Here is an 18,261-nt window from a genome sequence, read left to right on the forward strand (position 1 = left end):
GCGAGTCAGACCCGAACGCGTGGCCTCGCTGTTATGGCTTTCGTCCGAGTTCGCTTGATGCCTGCTTGCCGTGGACGGAAGAGGGCCAGCGACTACATCCGGAATGGCAAAGCTCTTCGGCGAATGCCTTCCCCAAGACGGATGCCCCCATCCAACTGGCGCTGATCAATGTGCAATCTTCGCTCGATCAAACTTACCAAGGACGAGGTCCATGACGGCTGATATTACGTGGCGTTTTCCAAAAGACCTTCTTGCAAGGTCTCTGGCAGTTATGAAGCCGCATGGTGCGCATGGAAACGAGGGGCTTGCCCTTTGGCTTGGACGCGAGGCAGAGGGCGCTGTGGCGATCACGCATGTCATCTCGATCTCCGGCCGGGGAGTTCGGAATTCCGCTCTGCAGCTCCGACTTTCATTGGCCTGCATGGAAGCAATCACCAATTTGGCAGACAAGGTAGAAAGCTATCTTGCTGGTCAGATTCATTCCCATCCAGCTCGGATGCTCGATTTGTCTGAGGTGGACAAGACCTATGGCATTCGAATTCAGAACTATCTCTCTTTGGTTTGTCCCTACTACGCCCAATTCCCGACTCTCTCCATAGAGGAGTGCGGAGTTCATCTATTCGATCAAGGAAACTATCGGCGCTTTCATAGCGAAGAGATGATGCGTCGAATTCACCTGACCCAAGACCACGTTGGTCTAGTGACGTTAGAGGTGGATGCATGAGCCGCATTGATAGCAAGGCGACAAGTCGACCGAGTGGCGTGGCCGAGGCACTGACTGGCCACCCCGTTAACAAGACCGAAGTTATGTCCAGAAAGGTCGTGCTTACGGGCGATAGGGAGACTCTCGCCACTGAGAATGGCAGGACGTGTTTTCTGGACTGCCTGCGGTTGCTACCGCGGGTGGCTGGACAGGTTGAGGTCAAAATTCCGGACGGCTTAGGTAGCCTCGAGGAAGAGATTCGGGCGTTGGTAGCAACCGTATGGAGGATCGATGCGCTCGAAGTGGGCCCCTATCAGGAGGGTATCGAAGAGGATGTCCAGGCGATCCTGTCAGTCGGCTTTTGGTCAAGGCAGGATCTTCCTTGGGTGACAGTAAATTCGAATGGATGGATCGCGCGAGTGGCGGCTCGCGGTGAGGAGCTCTCAAGGGATACGACGCAGACTAATCCGGTCGGTGCACTGATGGCAGCCTCGCTAGGCGTGGCTGAAGTGTTTAAGCTCATTTATGAGGTCCCAGCTGATGTGGTGCCGCCCGTTACAAAGAGCGAATTTTCGCTATACGACTATTCGACCTCACCTAGCAATCCGGGACCGAGCCTCCCTCAGCACGTTTCCCTTGCTGACACCCTGCTTATAGGTGCAGGCGCGATCGGAAATGGTGTTGCATTGCTGCTGTCCCAGTTCAATCTTTCGGGACGGTTGCATGTCATTGATAAACAAGGTTACGGCACCGAAAACTTTGGAACTTGCGTGCTTCTCGATCGTGACGATTGGATCGGCTCATCGAAAGCAGAATGTTTAGCCGACTGGCTGAAAGAGCGGAGCGCTCTTCACGTGTCTGGTGAGCAGGGACTAATAGGGTCCGTTCGCTCAGGCCTTTCAGTTAAGTCAATGAATGTGGATCTTGTCCTCAATGGACTAGATGAAGTTCCGGCTAGGCACGATGCGCAACTTCTTTGGCCAAGCGTCATGATCGATGGCGGCATCAATGCGATTGGAGCAGGAGTTGTAACGCACCGGCTTGACCATCCTGAAGGATCGTGTCTTCGATGCACATTCAGGGTTCCTTTCAAAGATGAAAAGATCAGCCAATCCATTATGACCGGGCTGAGCAGGGCGTCTCTGGAGTCAGATCTAGGGAGGCCGCTTACGGAGACTGATATCGAGGGTGCTGAAGAGGGAAAGCGTCCTTGGTTGAGGGCAAAGCTAGCCGAAGGAAAAACACTCTGCGCAACCATTACTGAAGCGCAAAGTGAACTACAACTTGGTATCGAAATCGAGGATGGATTTCGTCCATCTGCCCCATTCGTCGCTACTGCTTCTGCAGCAATGATGATTGGCGAGATGCTGAAGGCGCTGGTCTATCCCGATGCTAAGTTCACCCAGTCCTTTCAGCTGGCCAACCTTTTCCTTGGTCCTTCTTCCTCAGTCGCATCGCTGCGGAAGCCCGATCCAGCATGTGAATGTGTAATGCATCGCGACGTTGTGATGGGGCTCGCGGCTAGGCGCCGACAGGTCGCGGAAGGCGTTACAGGTGGTGGTGATGCTGGTGAAGAGGTAGCGCGAGATGTATGACCTGATCTTCAAAGCTGCAACAGTAATCATCGGCTCCATCGGCGCGTGGAAGGTCATCTACGAGCTCTCCATCGGAAGTCGGGGTCGCATGCGGGAGGAGTACAAATTTGCGCAGGAGTTCTTGGATCAAGTCAAAGAGGGGGAGATGCATCCTTTTGTGCGTGAGAAGGGCTTCCAAGCTATCGCCGGTGACGCTCGGCTTAGGTCTGAGGAAGTTGAGTACATTCTTTCACTAGAGGAGCCCGCGCGCGCACTGAAAGACTACGTTACTGGTCGGCCCTATTTGGAGCACGTCGGTAGCGAGATGGTTCAAATTCGGCTCAAGGGAAACTATCAGGGCAAGTTGTACCGAATGTTCCGCATGTACTCCTACGGAGCTCTGTACTTTGCCCTGGCGTTTCTTGCCTTCTCTCCACTGTTCTTTTCCAAGACCATGTTCAAAGAACCGGGTCAGCTTCTTACGGCCCTCACCGTGTCTTTTATAGCGTTTGTACCCAACGCATGGAGCGCGCTTGATAGCTCGATGCGCATCTATCGGGCAGGTGAGTTGGTGAAGAGCCAGCGTAGATATACGAAGAAGATACTTGTCGCTGAGGGGAAGCCAAAGTTGAAACAGGTAGGCTGAATCACATGCTTTCCTGACACACAAATCTATTAAGGACCAGACGTGGCGAAACGTAAGGCTAGGAACCTACCTCTGGATCAACCGAAGGTCGAGGGGCGTGCGAAGCCTGGAGTGGTGACAAACGTGCTGTTCACCATTCTTAGAGGAGTGCTCGTGAAGGGCCCGACGTGTTAGATAACCTAAACAAGCTACCAAGCGCGCTGAGCCAAACCACGCCTCGCGCCTACGAATGGTGGGCCGTTGATCACGATTGGAGCGGACGATGGACAAACGAAGGATGCGTCGACTGCCCTATGCCAGATGTGTTCATCACCATTGATATGATAGTGCGGAACGGGATCGTGAGTGGTGAGGTTCGAACGCCACCCATGATCGGATTGCTCCCTTATCCGCACCTTATGATCGATGGGAAGCGGGTCGGCAATGAAGTTTCAGGGGTGTTCTACGACTATGTTGGCGGACGCAAAACTAGGTTTGCGGAATTCACAATGTCCACAGCGGGCGATCGGCGAGCAGTTAGGGTTACGACAGACCCTTTAGGCATATTCCCTAAGACGAGCGACCTCTTTAAGGCGAGTCCCTATGTTGAGGCTGTCGAAGCAAAATCGCCCTAGGGCGTCGAGCTAAGACATTTTAACGTCAAAGCAAAACTAGAGTGAACCAAATAATTATGTTGAAGTTTGATCCGCCACAACTGGAATCCGATCTTCGGAAGACTCTGGCTCAGCTCACCGGTGAACTGACAGTGCGTTTCGAGGATTCAGAGCTCGAACCCGACTTCCAGCTGGACGACTTTGAAGGCGAGGAATGGACGCAATCTGTTAAGTTGACTCTTTCCTTCCCGCGTACGGATACGGATGCAGCCCTCTCGATTGGAGACCTGATCGAGCTGAGTGACGAAGTCGCCGATCCAAAGACTTCATTCGATGGGCTTATTTATCACTCTGACATCCGTACCGTACTTAGGGTCACCTCATCGGACATGCGATCAATGTCGTTCGCGGAGAAGCTCACCGAAGACGAGGATTTCGGAGCCGATGTCGCGACCGAGATACAAGGGGCTTCGGCATCGGTTGGTTTGCGAGGTATCTCGGCACACTATGCCGCAATCATCATCCTTCGCGGGCACTACTACGACAAGTGGTATCCACCATTGTTGCCTGAGGATATCTTCATCGAAGTCAGACATCCGAAAGGGGCGGAAAAGGAAGCAGCAGTCGAAGTAATTCAAGCCTACTTATTTGAGCTGCATTCGACGCTTGGCGTCGAGTATCTTGAAGCGCCTAGGTTCACGGGAGATATGGAAGATCCTGAGGCGGATGAAATCAGTGATCTGGTTCTGCGGGCTAAAAATCTCCGTCCTTTGCTCCTAGGGCAAGGCCTTCCTTCTGTGCTCCAGGAGTTCAATCGCGGGTACGGTACGAACAATTCTGAAGCGTCGCTTCTCAGTTATGTGAAGTGCATCGAGTATGTTTCTGCGACGGTCGTTCGCGAGCGACAGTATGAGGATCTGCGCAAGCGATTACTATCTCGTGATGTCCTCAATCCAAACGCAGATTACATGGATGGTCTCCTCAATCTCTTTGAAGAGAATCGCGTGCTAACGCGTGATGCAGAAGCTCTTAAGTTGTCTGTCGAGCGATGTTGTGATCCCGTTCCGATGGCATCGCACGCACCCAAGTACCTAAAGCTTCTTGCGAAAATTTCACCTAAGAGCAGTACCGAGGAGCGAAAGGCCGCTCTTTCCGAGCTAGCTACAGCACTGACGACATCGAGAAATCAGCTTGCTCACGCGAAGGCGAACTACAGACCAACAGGCAAAGAGTGTCCGCCGGAGCAAATGGGTGGGCTCGTGATTTGCGCGAAGTTCGCCGCCGAACAATGTGTACGTTGGTATGCGGCTAGATCGCCCGAACTTAGGAGAGCTTGATCCGAGTCGTCCATTGTAGTTGGACAGAAAGGGGGCGAGCGCCTCAGCTCAGTCCATCTACCATGGCGTTGGATCGGCGTTGCAGAAGTGGGCCAGTTTTAGCTGCAGGTCAAGCGAGATCTGCACCGACAAGGATAAAAATATCCGTACTTCCGATCGAGCCGAGATTTCAGGCGACGGATGCGCTCGCCTGATTGGCTCGTCGCGAGCGTTGAGTGCGGATTTAGGCCCTAACCTCTTCATGTGGGGATACGAAGTGGGATACGGAATTACTTGATACTCGAAATAATAAATGCAGATCAGTTGGTTAACGGACAGCTATGGGGGTTGGTGGGCCCACCAACGAATGCGATGTCCCTGGTGAGTTGCGCGATCCACCAAAGTTTGTCCGCTTTGGCCAATCTTCGATGGATATCCGCCAAATTGTCCAAGATGCGCATAACCACATACCCTCGACATGTGGCAAGGGGCATCATGTTAATCACATCGCTTAGCGAGCGTGGCTTGAGAACTCTGGCGAGGGGTACTGTAATACCGGGCCGGCCAGGTTCATGGACTCTCCGGCACTTGTGTTATCACCGCCCGCCAAATAATCAGCAAGGCTTGCCCTCTGGCCAAGAGTAGCCTCGACGATCGGCGATCAGGTAGCCGCTGGCCCCGATTCACCGCGATGGGATTGGGCCGGCTTCTTCACCCCCGGGGACGGGAAGCACTAATGCCTGTTTTTTTGCAAAGCCCTTGATTTGATCAAGCGTCACGTAGCCTTTATGAGAGGCATCAATTTCCTCGAAAACCGGAGCGATAAGTGCTATGCCGGACTTCGCCTCTTCCAAAGTCAATTTCCCATCGTGATTGGTATCTGCCTGCGCAAAACGTTGCTCGATCATCTTGGACACCATCTCCTGAGGTGCGAGCAGGCGCGGCGGTGGCGGTAAGACAGGTAGCTCCTGAGGTGAGGCAAGCGTTACCGCGGGAACGGCCAGAATTGCGAAAATGGAAGAACGGCGCACGAATTATTCCTTTGTTGAGTCGAGTGCTTCGGGTAACCGGAAAAAGCTCAGCGATGGCGACGTTACGAGGCTGGTGATGCTCTCGTTCATATGACGCTCTTTGCCGCGTCGATCTCACGAGCAAACGTGAACGGATAGAAGCGAAAGGGAAACGGATACCGCCCCAGTACTTCCTTGGCCGAGATGGCCTGGTGCGAACGCACCAATCCCACGTCCACTGACAGGCTCTGACTACCCTCGTCCTCGCGCAGCTGAAGAAATTCGATAGCGATGTGCGCGTCGGCGAGGGCCTCGCTGAGTACGCTCTCGATCTGCATCCGCTTCAAAGCGGGTTTGTAGATCTTGCCCACTGCCGTCAGCGGCATGTCGTCGGTGAAGAAGATCGCTTTTGGCATGGCAGCGCGCTCGCCGATGTGCTTGCTCACATGAGCGAGCAGCTCCTCCGTCGTGGCCTGATGCCCCTGCTTGAGTTGGACATAGGCCACCGGCACCTCGCCTGCATAGGCGTCAGGTCGCCCGACGGCAGCTGCCAGTTGCACGGCGGGATGGGCATACAGCGGCTGTTCGATACTTGATGGATCGATATTGTGCCCGCCGCGGATGATCAGTTCCTTGGTGCGGCCGGTCAGCCAGAAATAGCCTTGAGCATCACGGTAGGCAAGGTCGCCCGTATGCAGCCAGCGCTTCCCGTCGCCCAGGTCCAGCCACAGACCCTCGCTCTGCTGGCTGCCCATATAGCCGGCAAAGACATTCGGGCCGCTGATGACAAGAACGCCAGGCTCGCCCATGGGAGCGTCCCGCAAGTAGGTGTCGTCCCTGTCGAGCTGCACGATACGCATGTCCTGACCGGGCACCCTCAAGCCGATCGAACCCGCCCTGCGCTCTCCCAGCGGCGGATTGACACTGCTGACGCAGGTGCCTTCGGTCAGCCCATAGCCCTCGAGGATCTTGATGCCGGTCTGGTGTTGAAAGCGCTTAAGGAGCTCGCGCGGCAGCGGAGCTGCTCCGCACAGGCCATATTCCAGCGAGTCGAGACGATGGTTTTTGCGCGGCACCTCCAGCAGCGCGCTGTAAAGCGTCGGCACCGCGCTGAAGAAATGGATGCGGTGGCGTTCCACCATGGCCCAGAAGTTCTCGATGACGCCCTTGCCCCGGTAGCCCTGCGGCGTGCCGAGCAGCACGTGCGCCCCCTTGGAGAAAGGAAGCAGGCCAGTTACCAGTACGCCATTGACGTGAAACAGCGGCAAGCCGCAAAAGACGTTCTTTCCCGGCCCCATGCCATGGCCGAGGAATTGCGCAACGCTCCATGCATTGGCGACTTCGTTGCGATGGCGCCGCATGGCGATCTTTGGCGTACCGGTGGTACCTCCGGTGCAAAAGAAGGATGAATAATCCTCCGGATCGAAGCGTCGGCCACTGAGCAAACGGTCGGCCGGCTGTCCTCGCACACCTTTTCCGAAATCGTGGACCAGATAATTTCTATCGGGCGCCGTGGCGCGCGAATCGCGCCTGCGCCACCTTTCGCGCAGGCGCATCAACCGGACAGCCACGCCCTCGATGCCGCGGACCCGGTCGGCGAGATCCACCAGCACCACGTGACGCAAGCTGGTTACCGTGTGCAGCACGGGCTGAAGCTTTTGCCAGATATCGGTACCTGGAAACGGGGCCAGGCTGACCAGGATGCTGGCTTTGGCGGCATCGAGCAGCTTGGCGATCGCTTCCGGTTTCAACAGCGGATTGATGGCCAAGGTAATGCCCGCCGCCTGCCCACCCCAGATCACGAAATGCGTTTCCGGCAGGTTGGGCAGGACAAAGGCGATCACGCTGTCCTTGTTCGCACCCAGGCCATGGAAAAAATTGGCAGTACGATTGATCTGGGCGAAGAATTCCCGATAGCTCCACCTCTCGGGCAGGGCGTGATCTTCCACGCGCAGGAAGAACGACAGTGCCGGCGCCATCGGATAGCGCACCGCCGCTTCGTGCAGCATGTCGTACGTGCTGGCCGGAAGGTTCGCCACCTCACCTTGCGTCTCGATGGCCTCGACATCGGCCTGATTGGCAATGCCGTGCATGTCTAGTTCTCCTGAACTACGCGGTTACGCTGCACGCCGAGATCGATGCGTCCGTCCGTGCTCCGGATGCGCGATTCCACGATGTCTCCTGGCTGCAAGTACTCCGTCCGCTGCGCCTGGATCTTCATGAACATGGCCCATTTCTTTTGCTCGGGCAGCAGTCCGGCCAGCCGTTGTTTCGCCGGAGAAGGCACCCACAGCGCACAACCCGATGGTGTGCCGGTTGACAGCAAGTCGCCTGCGTACAGGTCGTGTACCTGGGAAAGCTCAGTCAGTGTCTCCGCGGGGCCGTACACCAGATTGCTGGTGCAGTCCGCCTGGCGAACTTCGCCGTTCACCGATAGCGTGAGCTGCAATGCGTCGAGAACGGCCATATCGCTCTCGGCGAGCAGGCACAGATAAGGTCCGACGGGCCCAAATCCGCGATAGCTCTTGCCCTTGTAGAACTGCATCTGGGGAATCTGGATGTCTCGTGCCGAGTAATCGTTGACGATCACCAGGCCAGCCACGTATTCATGCAAGTTATGCTGGGAGATCGTCACCGGCGCGGTGATGTCGCGTTTCAGCACCAGGCCGAGCTCGATCTCGTAATCGAGAAAGCGCACCTGGTTCGGCCGAACCACGTCCGCATCGGCGGATGCGATGCAGTTCGAAGCCTTGGTAAAGATCATGTTGAAGTTCTTTGCGTCGGGATCCATGCCCGACTCGATCATGTGCTGCCGATAGTTGGCCCCCTGGCAGATGAATTGCTGGTTGCTGGTGATGGGCGACAAGAGCTCCAAATCGGATTCCAGAAGCCGCGGACCGCGAAGCTCCGCCAGGTCCTCCAGCGGATTCATGCAGAGAAAATCCGCAGTGGTGGCGAACTCGCCTGGCACAGGGACGACGCGGCCGTTACGCAAGACACCCCATTGGGGGCGGCCGTCGTATTTGAAATGGATGACGTTCAAAGGCATGGGGAGTTATCCAGAGCGGAGATAAACAGAGCTAGCCGAAGATCTTCGCGAGCATGCGTAGCTTCGCGATGCTCAGATCCGGACTTCGACGCAGGTGACGGACGGCCTGTACCAGGGTCGATAACTTCAACTTGGGCCGGGTGAAGCTCGCTGGCATGGCTTGCCCCCATTGCGACATCGCTTCCCGGCTTACGGCGTGCACGCCCATGGGCACGGCATCGGTGAACAGATCGCCGTCGCAGTAGTGCTCGTGCTTGTCGCCCCAAGGGTCCTGCCAGTAATCGAAGATCTGACTGCCGAGGATGTGTCGCCCGATACCCCAGGCATGCCTCCAGCCACGCTCCCTGAGCGCGCGCTGCCCCATGCCTACCGCGTCGGTATCGATGACTTCGTAGGCGCTGTGGCTGTACATCGGGGCGAAGCCCTGGGCCAAGGCCAGGGTGTGGTGATCCGCCGGCCGGTCGCCCAGATCGAGCCGCATGAAGGTGACGGCGGGAGAGCCATCCGGCAGCACCTGGACGTCGCTGGGAATGAAGCCGAAATGTTGCGTGTACCACGCACAGGTGGCCTGAAAGTCGGCCAGTTCGAGTACCAGGTGTCCCAGTCGAAGCACTTCGGGAGCTTTGGCTGCGGGCCGCTGGGTTCGATCGACGCGGGGCGTCGCGTGCGCGGAATTGATCGGCAAGGCGGCGCGATGCGGCAGCGTCTCCGCAGACTGCTGTCCTTGTATGACGTCTACCTGGAAACCAGACGGATCGCGCAGTCGAACTCGTTTTCCGCCACCCGGCCAATCCAGTGACTCGATGGCCGAGGCCTCAGGCAAGCGTGATAACGCTTCCAGCTCCTCTCGCTGCTTCACTCGCAGGCCGAAGCCGACGAACTTCGCCTTTGGCGCTTTTCGGACCACATAGCAGAAGGGAGAGATATCGGCAGCGCGAAGAAAAAGCAGGTCGTTATCGCGCCCAGCCGTATGCAGGCCGAAATCGAGCAGAAACCGTTCCGCCTCTTCCAGATCGGGGCGGTCGAACATGACATAGGCAAGCGCAACCGCCTTGGTGGTCGGATTGGGATGCCTGGCGGGCTGGGCGGTGGTCAGCTTCATGGCGTGGGCACCTCGCTTGGATGACATTCGGTGATGGCGGCTTCGGATTCGCGAGTTATCGTCTCCAGCAAGGCGAGGCTTTCGCGGACCAGTTGATTCACTGCGGCGATGGGGCCGTCGTGAAGAATGGTTCGATCCGGTCGAACCATGACGACCCACCCGATCGGCGCCGTGCCCGGCAGGAACGCGCCCTCCAGGTCTTCCCAGACCCGATCGAAAGGAGCCTTGACCTGCTGCCCGCGGTGCGCCACCTGCACGATCTTTCCGCCTGCCGCCAGGAATTGATCCCGCAGGCCGGTGTCGAGTGAAGGATGGGGGTCGCAGCCAAAGCCGATCAGTGCGAGCGAATCACCGAAGGCGTTGTCGCTGAGCGTTATTTCGCCCTTGGCATTGCGGACATATCCCTGTCGCAGCAAGCTTCCGCGAATCAGCCGCGCGCTGGAGCGCCCCCTGACGAAGAGGCCCTCGGCGAATAGATTCTTCGGCTTGATGCCGAGCTCTTCGAAATGCCTGCGCAGCGGCGGAATGAACCTTATCGCGCGCATGATCGCGTGAGTCAGCAGCGCGAGCGCGGCGTTGCGCGGCATCACCAGCCGCCCCGCGAATTTGGCCATGTCGATCATGGCGCGCGCGTGCGGGCGTCGCTCCCGATCGTAACTTTTCAGGATCGAAGCGCCGGCCCGGCCGTGCACCACCCACGCGAGCTTCCAGCCGAGATTGGCGGCGTCACGCAAGCCCGAGACCAGCCCCTGGCCGACGAACGGCGGCGTGATGTGCGCGGCATCGCCCGCCAGAAAAACCCGGCCCCTGCTGAAAGCGTCGGCCGCCCGGGCATGGAACCGGTAGACCGCTCTTCGCTCGATGTCCATGTCATCAGCGATGCCCCAGGGTGCCAGCAGATCGCGGATACGGGCATCGGATTCCATGTGCTCACGGGTCTCGCCGGGGCGCAGCATGAACTCCCAGCGCTCACGCCCACCAGGCGCAATCATGTGCGGCGTCGGCCGGCGGTGATCGCAGAGGAACTCCACGTGGTCGATGGGTTGGGGAACCCGGCGGGCATCCACGACCAACCAGTCTTCCGCATACGTCTGGCCGTCGAAGTGCTGGCCGATAAGCTCGCGGACGAGCGACGAGGCGCCGTCGGCACCGATCAGGTAACGCGCGTGACATTCCGTGCTGCGTCCCGACCCTTCCGATATCTGGACCACCACGCCATCCGCGTGCTCGGCAAAACCGGTCAGCGTCGCGCCCAGGCTCAGCTGCACGCTCTCGTGCGCCTTTAGTTTGTCGCGCAAGGCACGCTCAAGATCCGGTTGATAAAAGGTCACCAGCTTGGGATGGCCATCCAGGCCGCCGAGCGTATTGATGCGCGCGAATTCGCCCAACCAAGGCGAACGCATGCGGACATGCGGAATACCGACCTTTTCGAAATCGTCCTCCTCCAGGCCCACCCACTGGAGGATGCGCAACGCCTCGTTGTCCAGGGCGATCGCCCGCGGCGCCGTCAGGATCTGGGCATTCCGCTCGACCACGACCACGCGTACACCCAGCCGTCCCAGCAGGTTGGCCAACGCGGCGCCCACGGGCCCCAGGCCCACGATCAACACATCCGTCTCGCGACACGCCCTGTCTGCGGAAGGGGGCGCCTCGCTCATGGAGGGCCCAAGCTGGTTATTGCAAAGCGTCATCGCACACACCCTTCGCCGGGCCATTCCGGATCGATGATGGGAATATCCATCATAACTGATAGTTTTGTCAATTATGACATCTGGCAGTAAGATGCGCTTGTATTCAGAAACTTGAGCCGCCATGGCCGCTGCCCCGAGACACCCGAAAACCCCGACCGCCGCCCCTGCAAGTTCCGCCGCAACGGAGCGAGAGCCGCGTGGGGCACGCCGCAAGAGGGAAACGCGGCAGCGCTTGATGGAGGCGGCCCTGGCTCTGATGGCCCACAAGGGCATGGAGGGCGTGGCGATCAACGAAATCACCGAAGCCGCCGACGTGGGCTTCGGATCGTTCTATAACCACTTCGAATCGAAGGAAGCGATTCATGCCGCCCTGACCGATTGGGCCTTCGAGAGCTTTGCCGACGCCCTCGATCAGCTGGGTCGGAACATCTCCGATCCAGCCGAAGTGCTGTCCGTATCGATGCGATACGCCATGCTCCGGGCGCAAAAAGAGCCCCGATGGGGGCAATTCCTCATCAAGGAGGGGCTCTCGACCCGCGTCCTTACCCGCGGACTGGGTCAGCGGCTGTTGCGCGATATCCAGAAAGGCATCGAGGCGAAGCGATTTCGCGGCGACGATCCACTCATGAGCCTGGTGGTCGCGGGCGGCATCGTGCTTGCGTCCATATCGGTCTGGTTGCACCTGGCGCCATTGAACGAATTACCCGCCACGCCACTCCCACTCCCTTCCCTCAATACGGATCATTTGCCGGAGAGAGCGGCGACCGAGCTGCTGCTCGCACTCGGGCTTTCGAGGTCGGAGGCAGAGGAGATCGCGCACCGCCCGCTCCCTCCCCTGGATGACGCCTCTTTGATGGCGCGTATGCAGCCATAAGCCATTCGTGGCTAGGCAAAGACGTCCGCGTAGTTCGCTCACGAATCCGTCAGCCATCGTTCCTCGTTCTCATAGAAGGCGGCCAAGCTATGCTTAATCTGGCCGGCCGTCTTTTTGCCGAAGTGACCAACAACACATGACTTGGCCGCGCGGCTAACCCATAACCAGAATGTGGCGTCCATGGGGAAAACTCATGCAGTGGAATGAACGCCGCCCGTAAAATTTTACGCGTGACCGATGACCTGGATTGAAATGTCCTTGTCATTCGGGCGACCTACGGTTGGCTGCTCGACAGGCAATCAGCGGTAATTTCCCATGGATAATTCCCGACGCCGTTTCCTTGGCGTCGCCAGCGGATTCGCCGGTGCATGCGTCTTCGTCGATACATTGCGCGTGACCCAGGCGATGGATACGCCGATGGCCATGCCGATGAAGCAACGGATGGCCATGCCGGCCCTGGCCGCGCCGAACGTGCCGCTGGTGAACCCGGTGACCATGGCAAAGTTCGTCGATGCGCTGCCGGTGCCACCGATCGCCGTGCCCACGGGCAAGCGCACCCATACCGCTTTCGGAGGCAGGCAACTGCCGCTCTACCGCATGCCGATGCGGGCATTCAGTGCCAGGGTGCACCGGGATCTGCCGCCGACCCCGCAATGGGGTTACGCAGGGTCCACGCCGGGCCCCACGATCGTGACGCGGCGTGGCGAGCCGGTACTGGTGGAATGGGCCAACGAGCTTCCCACCCGGCATTTCCTGCCTATCGATCACGGCATCCATGGCGCGGAGAAATCTAGACCCGACGTTCGCACCATCACCCATGTGCACGGTGCGCGCGTTTCCGCGCCGAACGACGGTTGGCCTGAAGACTGGTACGTGCCGGGTAAATCGTTGACCGCCCTTTACCCGGGTGACCAGGACGCCGCCACCTTGTGGTACCACGATCACGCCATGGGCATCACGCGGCTGAACATCTACGCGGGCCTGTTCGGCAGCTTCCATGTGCACGACGACGAAGAAGAAGCCCTGGGGCTGCCCTCGGGCGAATTCGACATTCCGTTGATGCTCTACGACCGCCTGCTCGCCAAGAGCGGCAAGCTTTACTACCCGGTTTCGGAAGATCCCGACGCACCCTGGGTGTCCGAATGCCGCGGCGATGCGGTGCTGTGCAACGGCAAGCTGTATCCGTATCTTGAAGTGGAGCCGCGCCGCTACCGCTTGCGGCTGATCAATGCGGCCAATACCAGCTTCTTCAACCTGTCGCTGTCACATGGAAAGCCGTTCCAGCAGATTGGCAGCGACCAGGGGCTGCTGGAAGCGCCCACCGATCGCCTGGGCATCGAACTCTACCCGGCCGAACGTGCCGAGGTGATCGTCGACTTCAGTGCTTATGCAGGCCAGTCGGTGCAGCTACGCCACCAGGCCGACGGCATCGTCGAGTTCCGCGTTCGCGCCAAGGGTCGCCGCGATACCTCGGTGGTGCCGGCCGCGTTGCGGCAGGTCCAGCGCATCGATCCATCCACGGCGGTGCAGGACCGCGTGCTTGCACTGGGCGAGCAGGACGATTCGGGCGGCAATCCGATGACGATGCTTCTCGATGGAAAGATGTGGAGCGATCCCATCAGCGAAAAACCGAAGAAGGGCACGGTTGAAACCTGGACGTTCGTCAATGTGACGGGCGACGCGCATCCCATCCACCTGCACCTTGTGCGCTTCCAGGTACTGGAGCGCCGTCCGTTCGACCTCTTCGCGTGGAACGCCCGCAAGGAACTCAAGTTCACCGGGCCATCGATACCACCGGCCGCGCACGAGGCCGGCTGGAAAGACACCGTGCGCTGCGACCCCGGCATGGTCACACGCATCATCACGCGCTTCGATGGCGAGCCAGGCAAATACGTCTGGCACTGCCATTACCTCGAGCACGAAGACAACGAAATGATGCGCCCCTACGAACTGGTCTGAACCCCGTTGGTTTTTTGCGGTGGTAACGATTGTTCGCGATATCTTGCGTTGACACGTGAGCGTCATCACACCCTCGCGCATTGTCGCTCGCGTGCCAACGATCCGTCACATGCGAGGTAGATGCTCACCGCGGTCGACAGGTCATCCACAACCTCAGTCGACAAGCATCAGGGGGAAGACTTCCAGCAGGGAGAGATTCACAATGGTTACATGGTTGCGCCGCACGCGGCTTTCGCCGCTGTTGATTGCTGCGCTTTCCGTCGGCCTCGCCGGCGTCGTCAGCGCCCAGGACACCACTCCACCCGACCACGATGCACAGTTCCGCCAGAATGTGCCCGTGGCTCCCTTCAAGAACCAGGTTGGCCTTCCCGGCGGCGTCGTCGTACTGCACAAGCCGATCCAAGGCCAGGACAACAGCAACAATACCGCCACCCCGATCAAGCACGTGATCCTGCTGATCGGCGAAAACCGTACGTTCGACCACGTTTATGGCACCTACACCGCGCCGAAGGGGCAGTCGGTGGACAACCTGCTGTCCAAGGGCATCGTCAATGCCGACGGCACGCCGGGTCCGAACGTGGACCTTGCCGCGCAGTTCATGGCCTCGAGCACCGGCAAGTTCGACATGTCGCCGAAGAAGACCGGCAAGTACAAGACGCTTCCGCAGATGAACACCGGTGGCGCACCCACCGCGGCACCCTTCGCTTCCGCGGCGCAGGCGCAGGCCATTGAGCCGGCCCTGCCCGATGGCACCTACGACATGCTCGCTGCCGGTGGCACGGGCCTGCCCAACCGCGTGGTCGATACCCGTTTCCCGGCCAAGCTCGTCAACGCGCCGGTGGACATGCATGCGTCGATCAGCTACGACGCTTACGCCAACAGCCCCGTGCACCGCTTCTTCCAGATGTGGCAGCAGCTCGATTGCGACACCAAGGCCGCCACCGCCGCCAACCCCAGCGGTTGTCTCAACGATCTGTTTCCCTGGGTCGAAACCACCATAGGCGCGGGCAACAACGGCGCTCCGCAGCCGGCGAACTTCACCGACCAGACCACCGGTGAAGGCTCCACCGCCATGCAGTTCCTGAACATGGCCCAGGGCGATGCGCCTTACTTCAAGAAGCTGGCCCAGAAGTATGCGCTGAGCGACAACTTCCACCAGTCGGTGATGGGCGGCACGGGTGCCAACCACATCATGCTTGGCTTCGGTACCTTGATCTACTACGCAGACGCCAACGGTAACCCGGCCACCCCGCCGGAAAACCAGATCGAGAACCCGGACGCGCAGTTCGGTACCAACAACTGGTGGGTGCAGGACGGCTATGGTGGCGGTTCGTACGTCAATTGCGCCGACGAAAGCCAGCCGGGCGTGAAGCAGATCAAGAACTACCTGCGCTCGCTGCCGTACCTGACGTTCAAGGGCACGGACTGCAAGGCCAAGGCCTACTACCTGGTGAACAACTACAACCCAGGCTACATGGGTGACGGTACGCCGGCTCCGCTGGGCGCCGACCAGTTCACCATCCCGCCGACCACACAGGAAAACCTGGCGCTACTGCTGGAGAAGCACAAGGTTTCCTGGAAGTACTACGGTGAAGGCTTCGGTGGCGGCAAGGAAGACGGCGAGGGCGGCACCTTCTGCAACATCTGCGATCCGTTCCTGTACTCCACCCAGGTCATGACCAACCCGGAACTGCGCGCCAAGAACCAGGACATCAACGACCTGTACAACGACATCCAGAACAACACGCTGCCGGCCGTTTCCATCGCCAAGCCCGACGGCATCCTCGATGGCCATCCGGCTTCGTCGAAGCTGGACCTGTTCGAAGGCTACGTACGCAAGATCGTCGAAATGGCCGAAGCCAACCCGAAGGTGTGGGACGACACCGTGATCATGGTGACCTTCGATGAAGGTGGTGGCTACTATGATTCCGGCTACATCCAGCCGATCGACTTCTTCGGCGACGGCACGCGCATCCCGCTGCTGGTGGTGTCGAAGTACTCCCTCGGCGGCAAGGTCGTGCACACGTACTACGACCATGTCTCGTTCGACAAATTCGTCGAGGCCAACTGGAACCTGAAAGACCAGATATCTGCCCGCAGCCGCGACAACCTGCCTAACCCGGTGTCGTTCAAGGAGAACCCGTATGTTCCGGTGAACGCGCCGGCCATCGGCAACCTCATGGACATGTTCAACTTCACCAAGAAGGATGTCAGCGACGCCACCGCGATCGTTGACTGATCGCTCACGGTTCGCTCGATACCGACCCTGCCGGCGAAAGCGGGCAGGGTTTTCGTGCTGCAAGGAGCCAGATGATGATGAAGCTTTCCCTGCCCGGGTTGGGGGTCCGATTAATGAGTCTGGCTCCGTTGGCCGCTGCCGCCGCGTGTGCGCTTGCCATGACTGCGGCCACACCTGTCCACGCCGATCCCGGTGACTTCGGCGCCATGCCCGGACTGTGGAAGATCCTGGTGCGGCACGTGGCCAACGGCAAGGCAGGTGCACCGGAAGTGCATTGGCATTGCGTGGATGAAGGTGCCGATCCCTGGACCACGTTCGCCGCGTGGACGCCGGCGGAGGGCGAGTGCACCGCCACGGACCAGCAACGCCGCAGTACCTCGCTGGCATGGAAGCTCACCTGCACGGCGGCGCCGCCGGCTTCGGCGCATGTGGATTTCGACAGCGCCAAGCACTACACAGGCAGCGTCACGGTAGAAGGCCGCGGCGAGGTTACGCGGGTGGAGGGCGACCGTTACGCCGCCTGCACCAGTCCGCAAGATTGACGCGGCGGCGGCCACGACTCCCCAGACGTCACGCGCAGCCGAACGAAGTAGAAGCGTTCGACAGCGCCTTACGGGGAACCGAACGGATCCGTGCAGGGTATGTTGACCGGTTCCGCGCCAATCCGATCAAGCGCAACGCGTATGGTGTCTGCAGGCATGGCTGGCTGAGGCGAGCATGGCTGTTTGAATAATGGCGCTGTGTCTTCGATGACTAGAGATTACCGGGCGAATCCTTCTCTACGCGTTTTTCCACCCTTCCCTCCTTGACAGTAGTTGACTGGCGATACGAACCAGTCCAGAGGCCTTCCCGGCGAAATCAACCGGTTAACCGATGCTTCGTCTGCACCTGGAACTAGGCGGCATTCCGCGTTTGGCCCCTCCCACTACGATTGCCACGGGGCGAGGCGGTCGAAGCCACAACAAAGCCACCGCCAGTGGCAACGGCGGCGAAGGCGAGTACCCACCCCGCTGTTGATGCATACGATTTCCTCCGAACCAGCAACGACAGCGCGGCAACGCTCTCGACGAAAACGAACGATTCGAGAAATGGCATGATCTTGAAGGCCGTGCCCTCTGGATCAAGAACAGGAACGTTGCCGACCGACTGCGAACAGACAAAAACGGCAACGCATCCTGCCGCCATCGCTCCGAAGCAGCCACCGCACCCCAAAACAGCTTCCCCGTCCAGATCATTGCTCTCCTCCGTTGTCTCAATGCCAGAAAATTGTGCATCGACACTTCATTTCATTCCCTTGTGAGATGAAGGCTCATTACTCTTATTGCTTGACCTCGGCGAATCGCCACCGCTACAGAACCCTCGGGCGAAACGAGCCGCCCAATTCGATCACCGAGACCTCAAGTGCAGCTTCCGTTTTCAGTGAAGACATCGGCATCGCTGATGGCATAGCTCATCAGCTTCTTTCCTGGCACATGACATCGGTAGCCTCGATCAGCTTACGCAGC

13 protein-coding genes are annotated in these 18,261 nt (G+C 59.0%); 8 read left to right on the forward strand and 5 right to left on the reverse strand.

The window, feature by feature from the left end:
* Positions 1-211: 211 nt before the first annotated feature.
* The 4 genes from ACR9Y6_RS14245 to ACR9Y6_RS14260 all read left to right on the forward strand — a co-directional run bounded on the left by ACR9Y6_RS14245 (position 212) and on the right by ACR9Y6_RS14260 (position 4,853).
* Entirely contained in the window at positions 212-724 is a 513-nt protein-coding gene (locus tag ACR9Y6_RS14245; RefSeq protein ID WP_481281867.1) for a hypothetical protein, read from the forward strand.
* Complete coding sequence (locus ACR9Y6_RS14250) at positions 721-2,298, forward strand: ThiF family adenylyltransferase (protein WP_481281868.1); 1,578 nt, start codon at positions 721-723, stop codon at positions 2,296-2,298. The genes ACR9Y6_RS14245 and ACR9Y6_RS14250 overlap by 4 nt, the downstream gene beginning before the upstream one ends.
* Positions 2,291-2,923, forward strand: a complete 633-nt coding sequence (locus ACR9Y6_RS14255) for a hypothetical protein (RefSeq protein ID WP_481281869.1) — start codon at positions 2,291-2,293, stop codon at positions 2,921-2,923. The genes ACR9Y6_RS14250 and ACR9Y6_RS14255 overlap by 8 nt, the downstream gene beginning before the upstream one ends.
* Before the next feature lie 670 nt (positions 2,924-3,593).
* On the forward strand, positions 3,594-4,853 hold the full coding sequence (locus ACR9Y6_RS14260) for a hypothetical protein (RefSeq protein ID WP_481281870.1): 1,260 nt from the start codon (positions 3,594-3,596) through the stop codon (positions 4,851-4,853).
* Between the two features lie 662 nt (positions 4,854-5,515).
* Here ACR9Y6_RS14260 and ACR9Y6_RS14265 read toward each other — a convergent pair.
* The 5 genes from ACR9Y6_RS14265 to ACR9Y6_RS14285 form a co-directional block, all read right to left on the reverse strand.
* Entirely contained in the window at positions 5,516-5,863 is a 348-nt protein-coding gene (locus ACR9Y6_RS14265) for an EF-hand domain-containing protein (RefSeq protein ID WP_481281871.1), read from the reverse strand.
* 86 nt (positions 5,864-5,949) lie between these two features.
* Entirely contained in the window at positions 5,950-7,935 is a 1,986-nt protein-coding gene (locus ACR9Y6_RS14270; RefSeq protein WP_481281872.1) for an acyl-CoA synthetase, read from the reverse strand.
* Positions 7,936-7,937: 2 nt separating this feature from the next.
* On the reverse strand, positions 7,938-8,891 hold the full coding sequence (locus ACR9Y6_RS14275) for a fumarylacetoacetate hydrolase family protein (RefSeq protein WP_481281873.1): 954 nt from the start codon (positions 8,889-8,891) through the stop codon (positions 7,938-7,940).
* Between the two features lie 31 nt (positions 8,892-8,922).
* Entirely contained in the window at positions 8,923-9,993 is a 1,071-nt protein-coding gene (locus tag ACR9Y6_RS14280; RefSeq protein WP_481281874.1) for a VOC family protein, read from the reverse strand.
* Complete coding sequence (locus tag ACR9Y6_RS14285; protein WP_481282738.1) at positions 9,990-11,957, reverse strand: bifunctional 3-(3-hydroxy-phenyl)propionate/3-hydroxycinnamic acid hydroxylase; 1,968 nt, start codon at positions 11,955-11,957, stop codon at positions 9,990-9,992. Before ACR9Y6_RS14285 ends, ACR9Y6_RS14280 begins: the two co-directional genes overlap by 4 nt.
* On the opposite strand from ACR9Y6_RS14285, the gene ACR9Y6_RS14290 reads away from it, so the two are divergent.
* The 4 genes from ACR9Y6_RS14290 (at position 11,920) to ACR9Y6_RS14305 (ending at position 17,298) form a co-directional block, all read left to right on the forward strand.
* Positions 11,920-12,558: a TetR/AcrR family transcriptional regulator gene (locus ACR9Y6_RS14290; protein WP_481281875.1), complete on the forward strand. Its 639-nt coding sequence runs from the start codon at positions 11,920-11,922 to the stop codon at positions 12,556-12,558. The genes ACR9Y6_RS14285 and ACR9Y6_RS14290 overlap by 38 nt on opposite strands.
* Positions 12,559-12,873: 315 nt before the next feature.
* Positions 12,874-14,517: a multicopper oxidase family protein gene (locus ACR9Y6_RS14295; protein ID WP_481281876.1), complete on the forward strand. Its 1,644-nt coding sequence runs from the start codon at positions 12,874-12,876 to the stop codon at positions 14,515-14,517.
* 202 nt (positions 14,518-14,719) lie between these two features.
* On the forward strand, positions 14,720-16,756 hold the full coding sequence (locus ACR9Y6_RS14300) for an alkaline phosphatase family protein (protein ID WP_481281877.1): 2,037 nt from the start codon (positions 14,720-14,722) through the stop codon (positions 16,754-16,756).
* A gap of 158 nt (positions 16,757-16,914) precedes the next feature.
* Positions 16,915-17,298 (forward strand): DUF3617 domain-containing protein, encoded by a 384-nt coding sequence (locus tag ACR9Y6_RS14305; RefSeq protein ID WP_481281878.1) that lies wholly within the window; start codon positions 16,915-16,917, stop codon positions 17,296-17,298.
* Positions 17,299-18,261: the final 963 nt, after the last annotated feature.

The organism is Luteibacter sp. TLI7-4A, assembly GCF_056754745.1.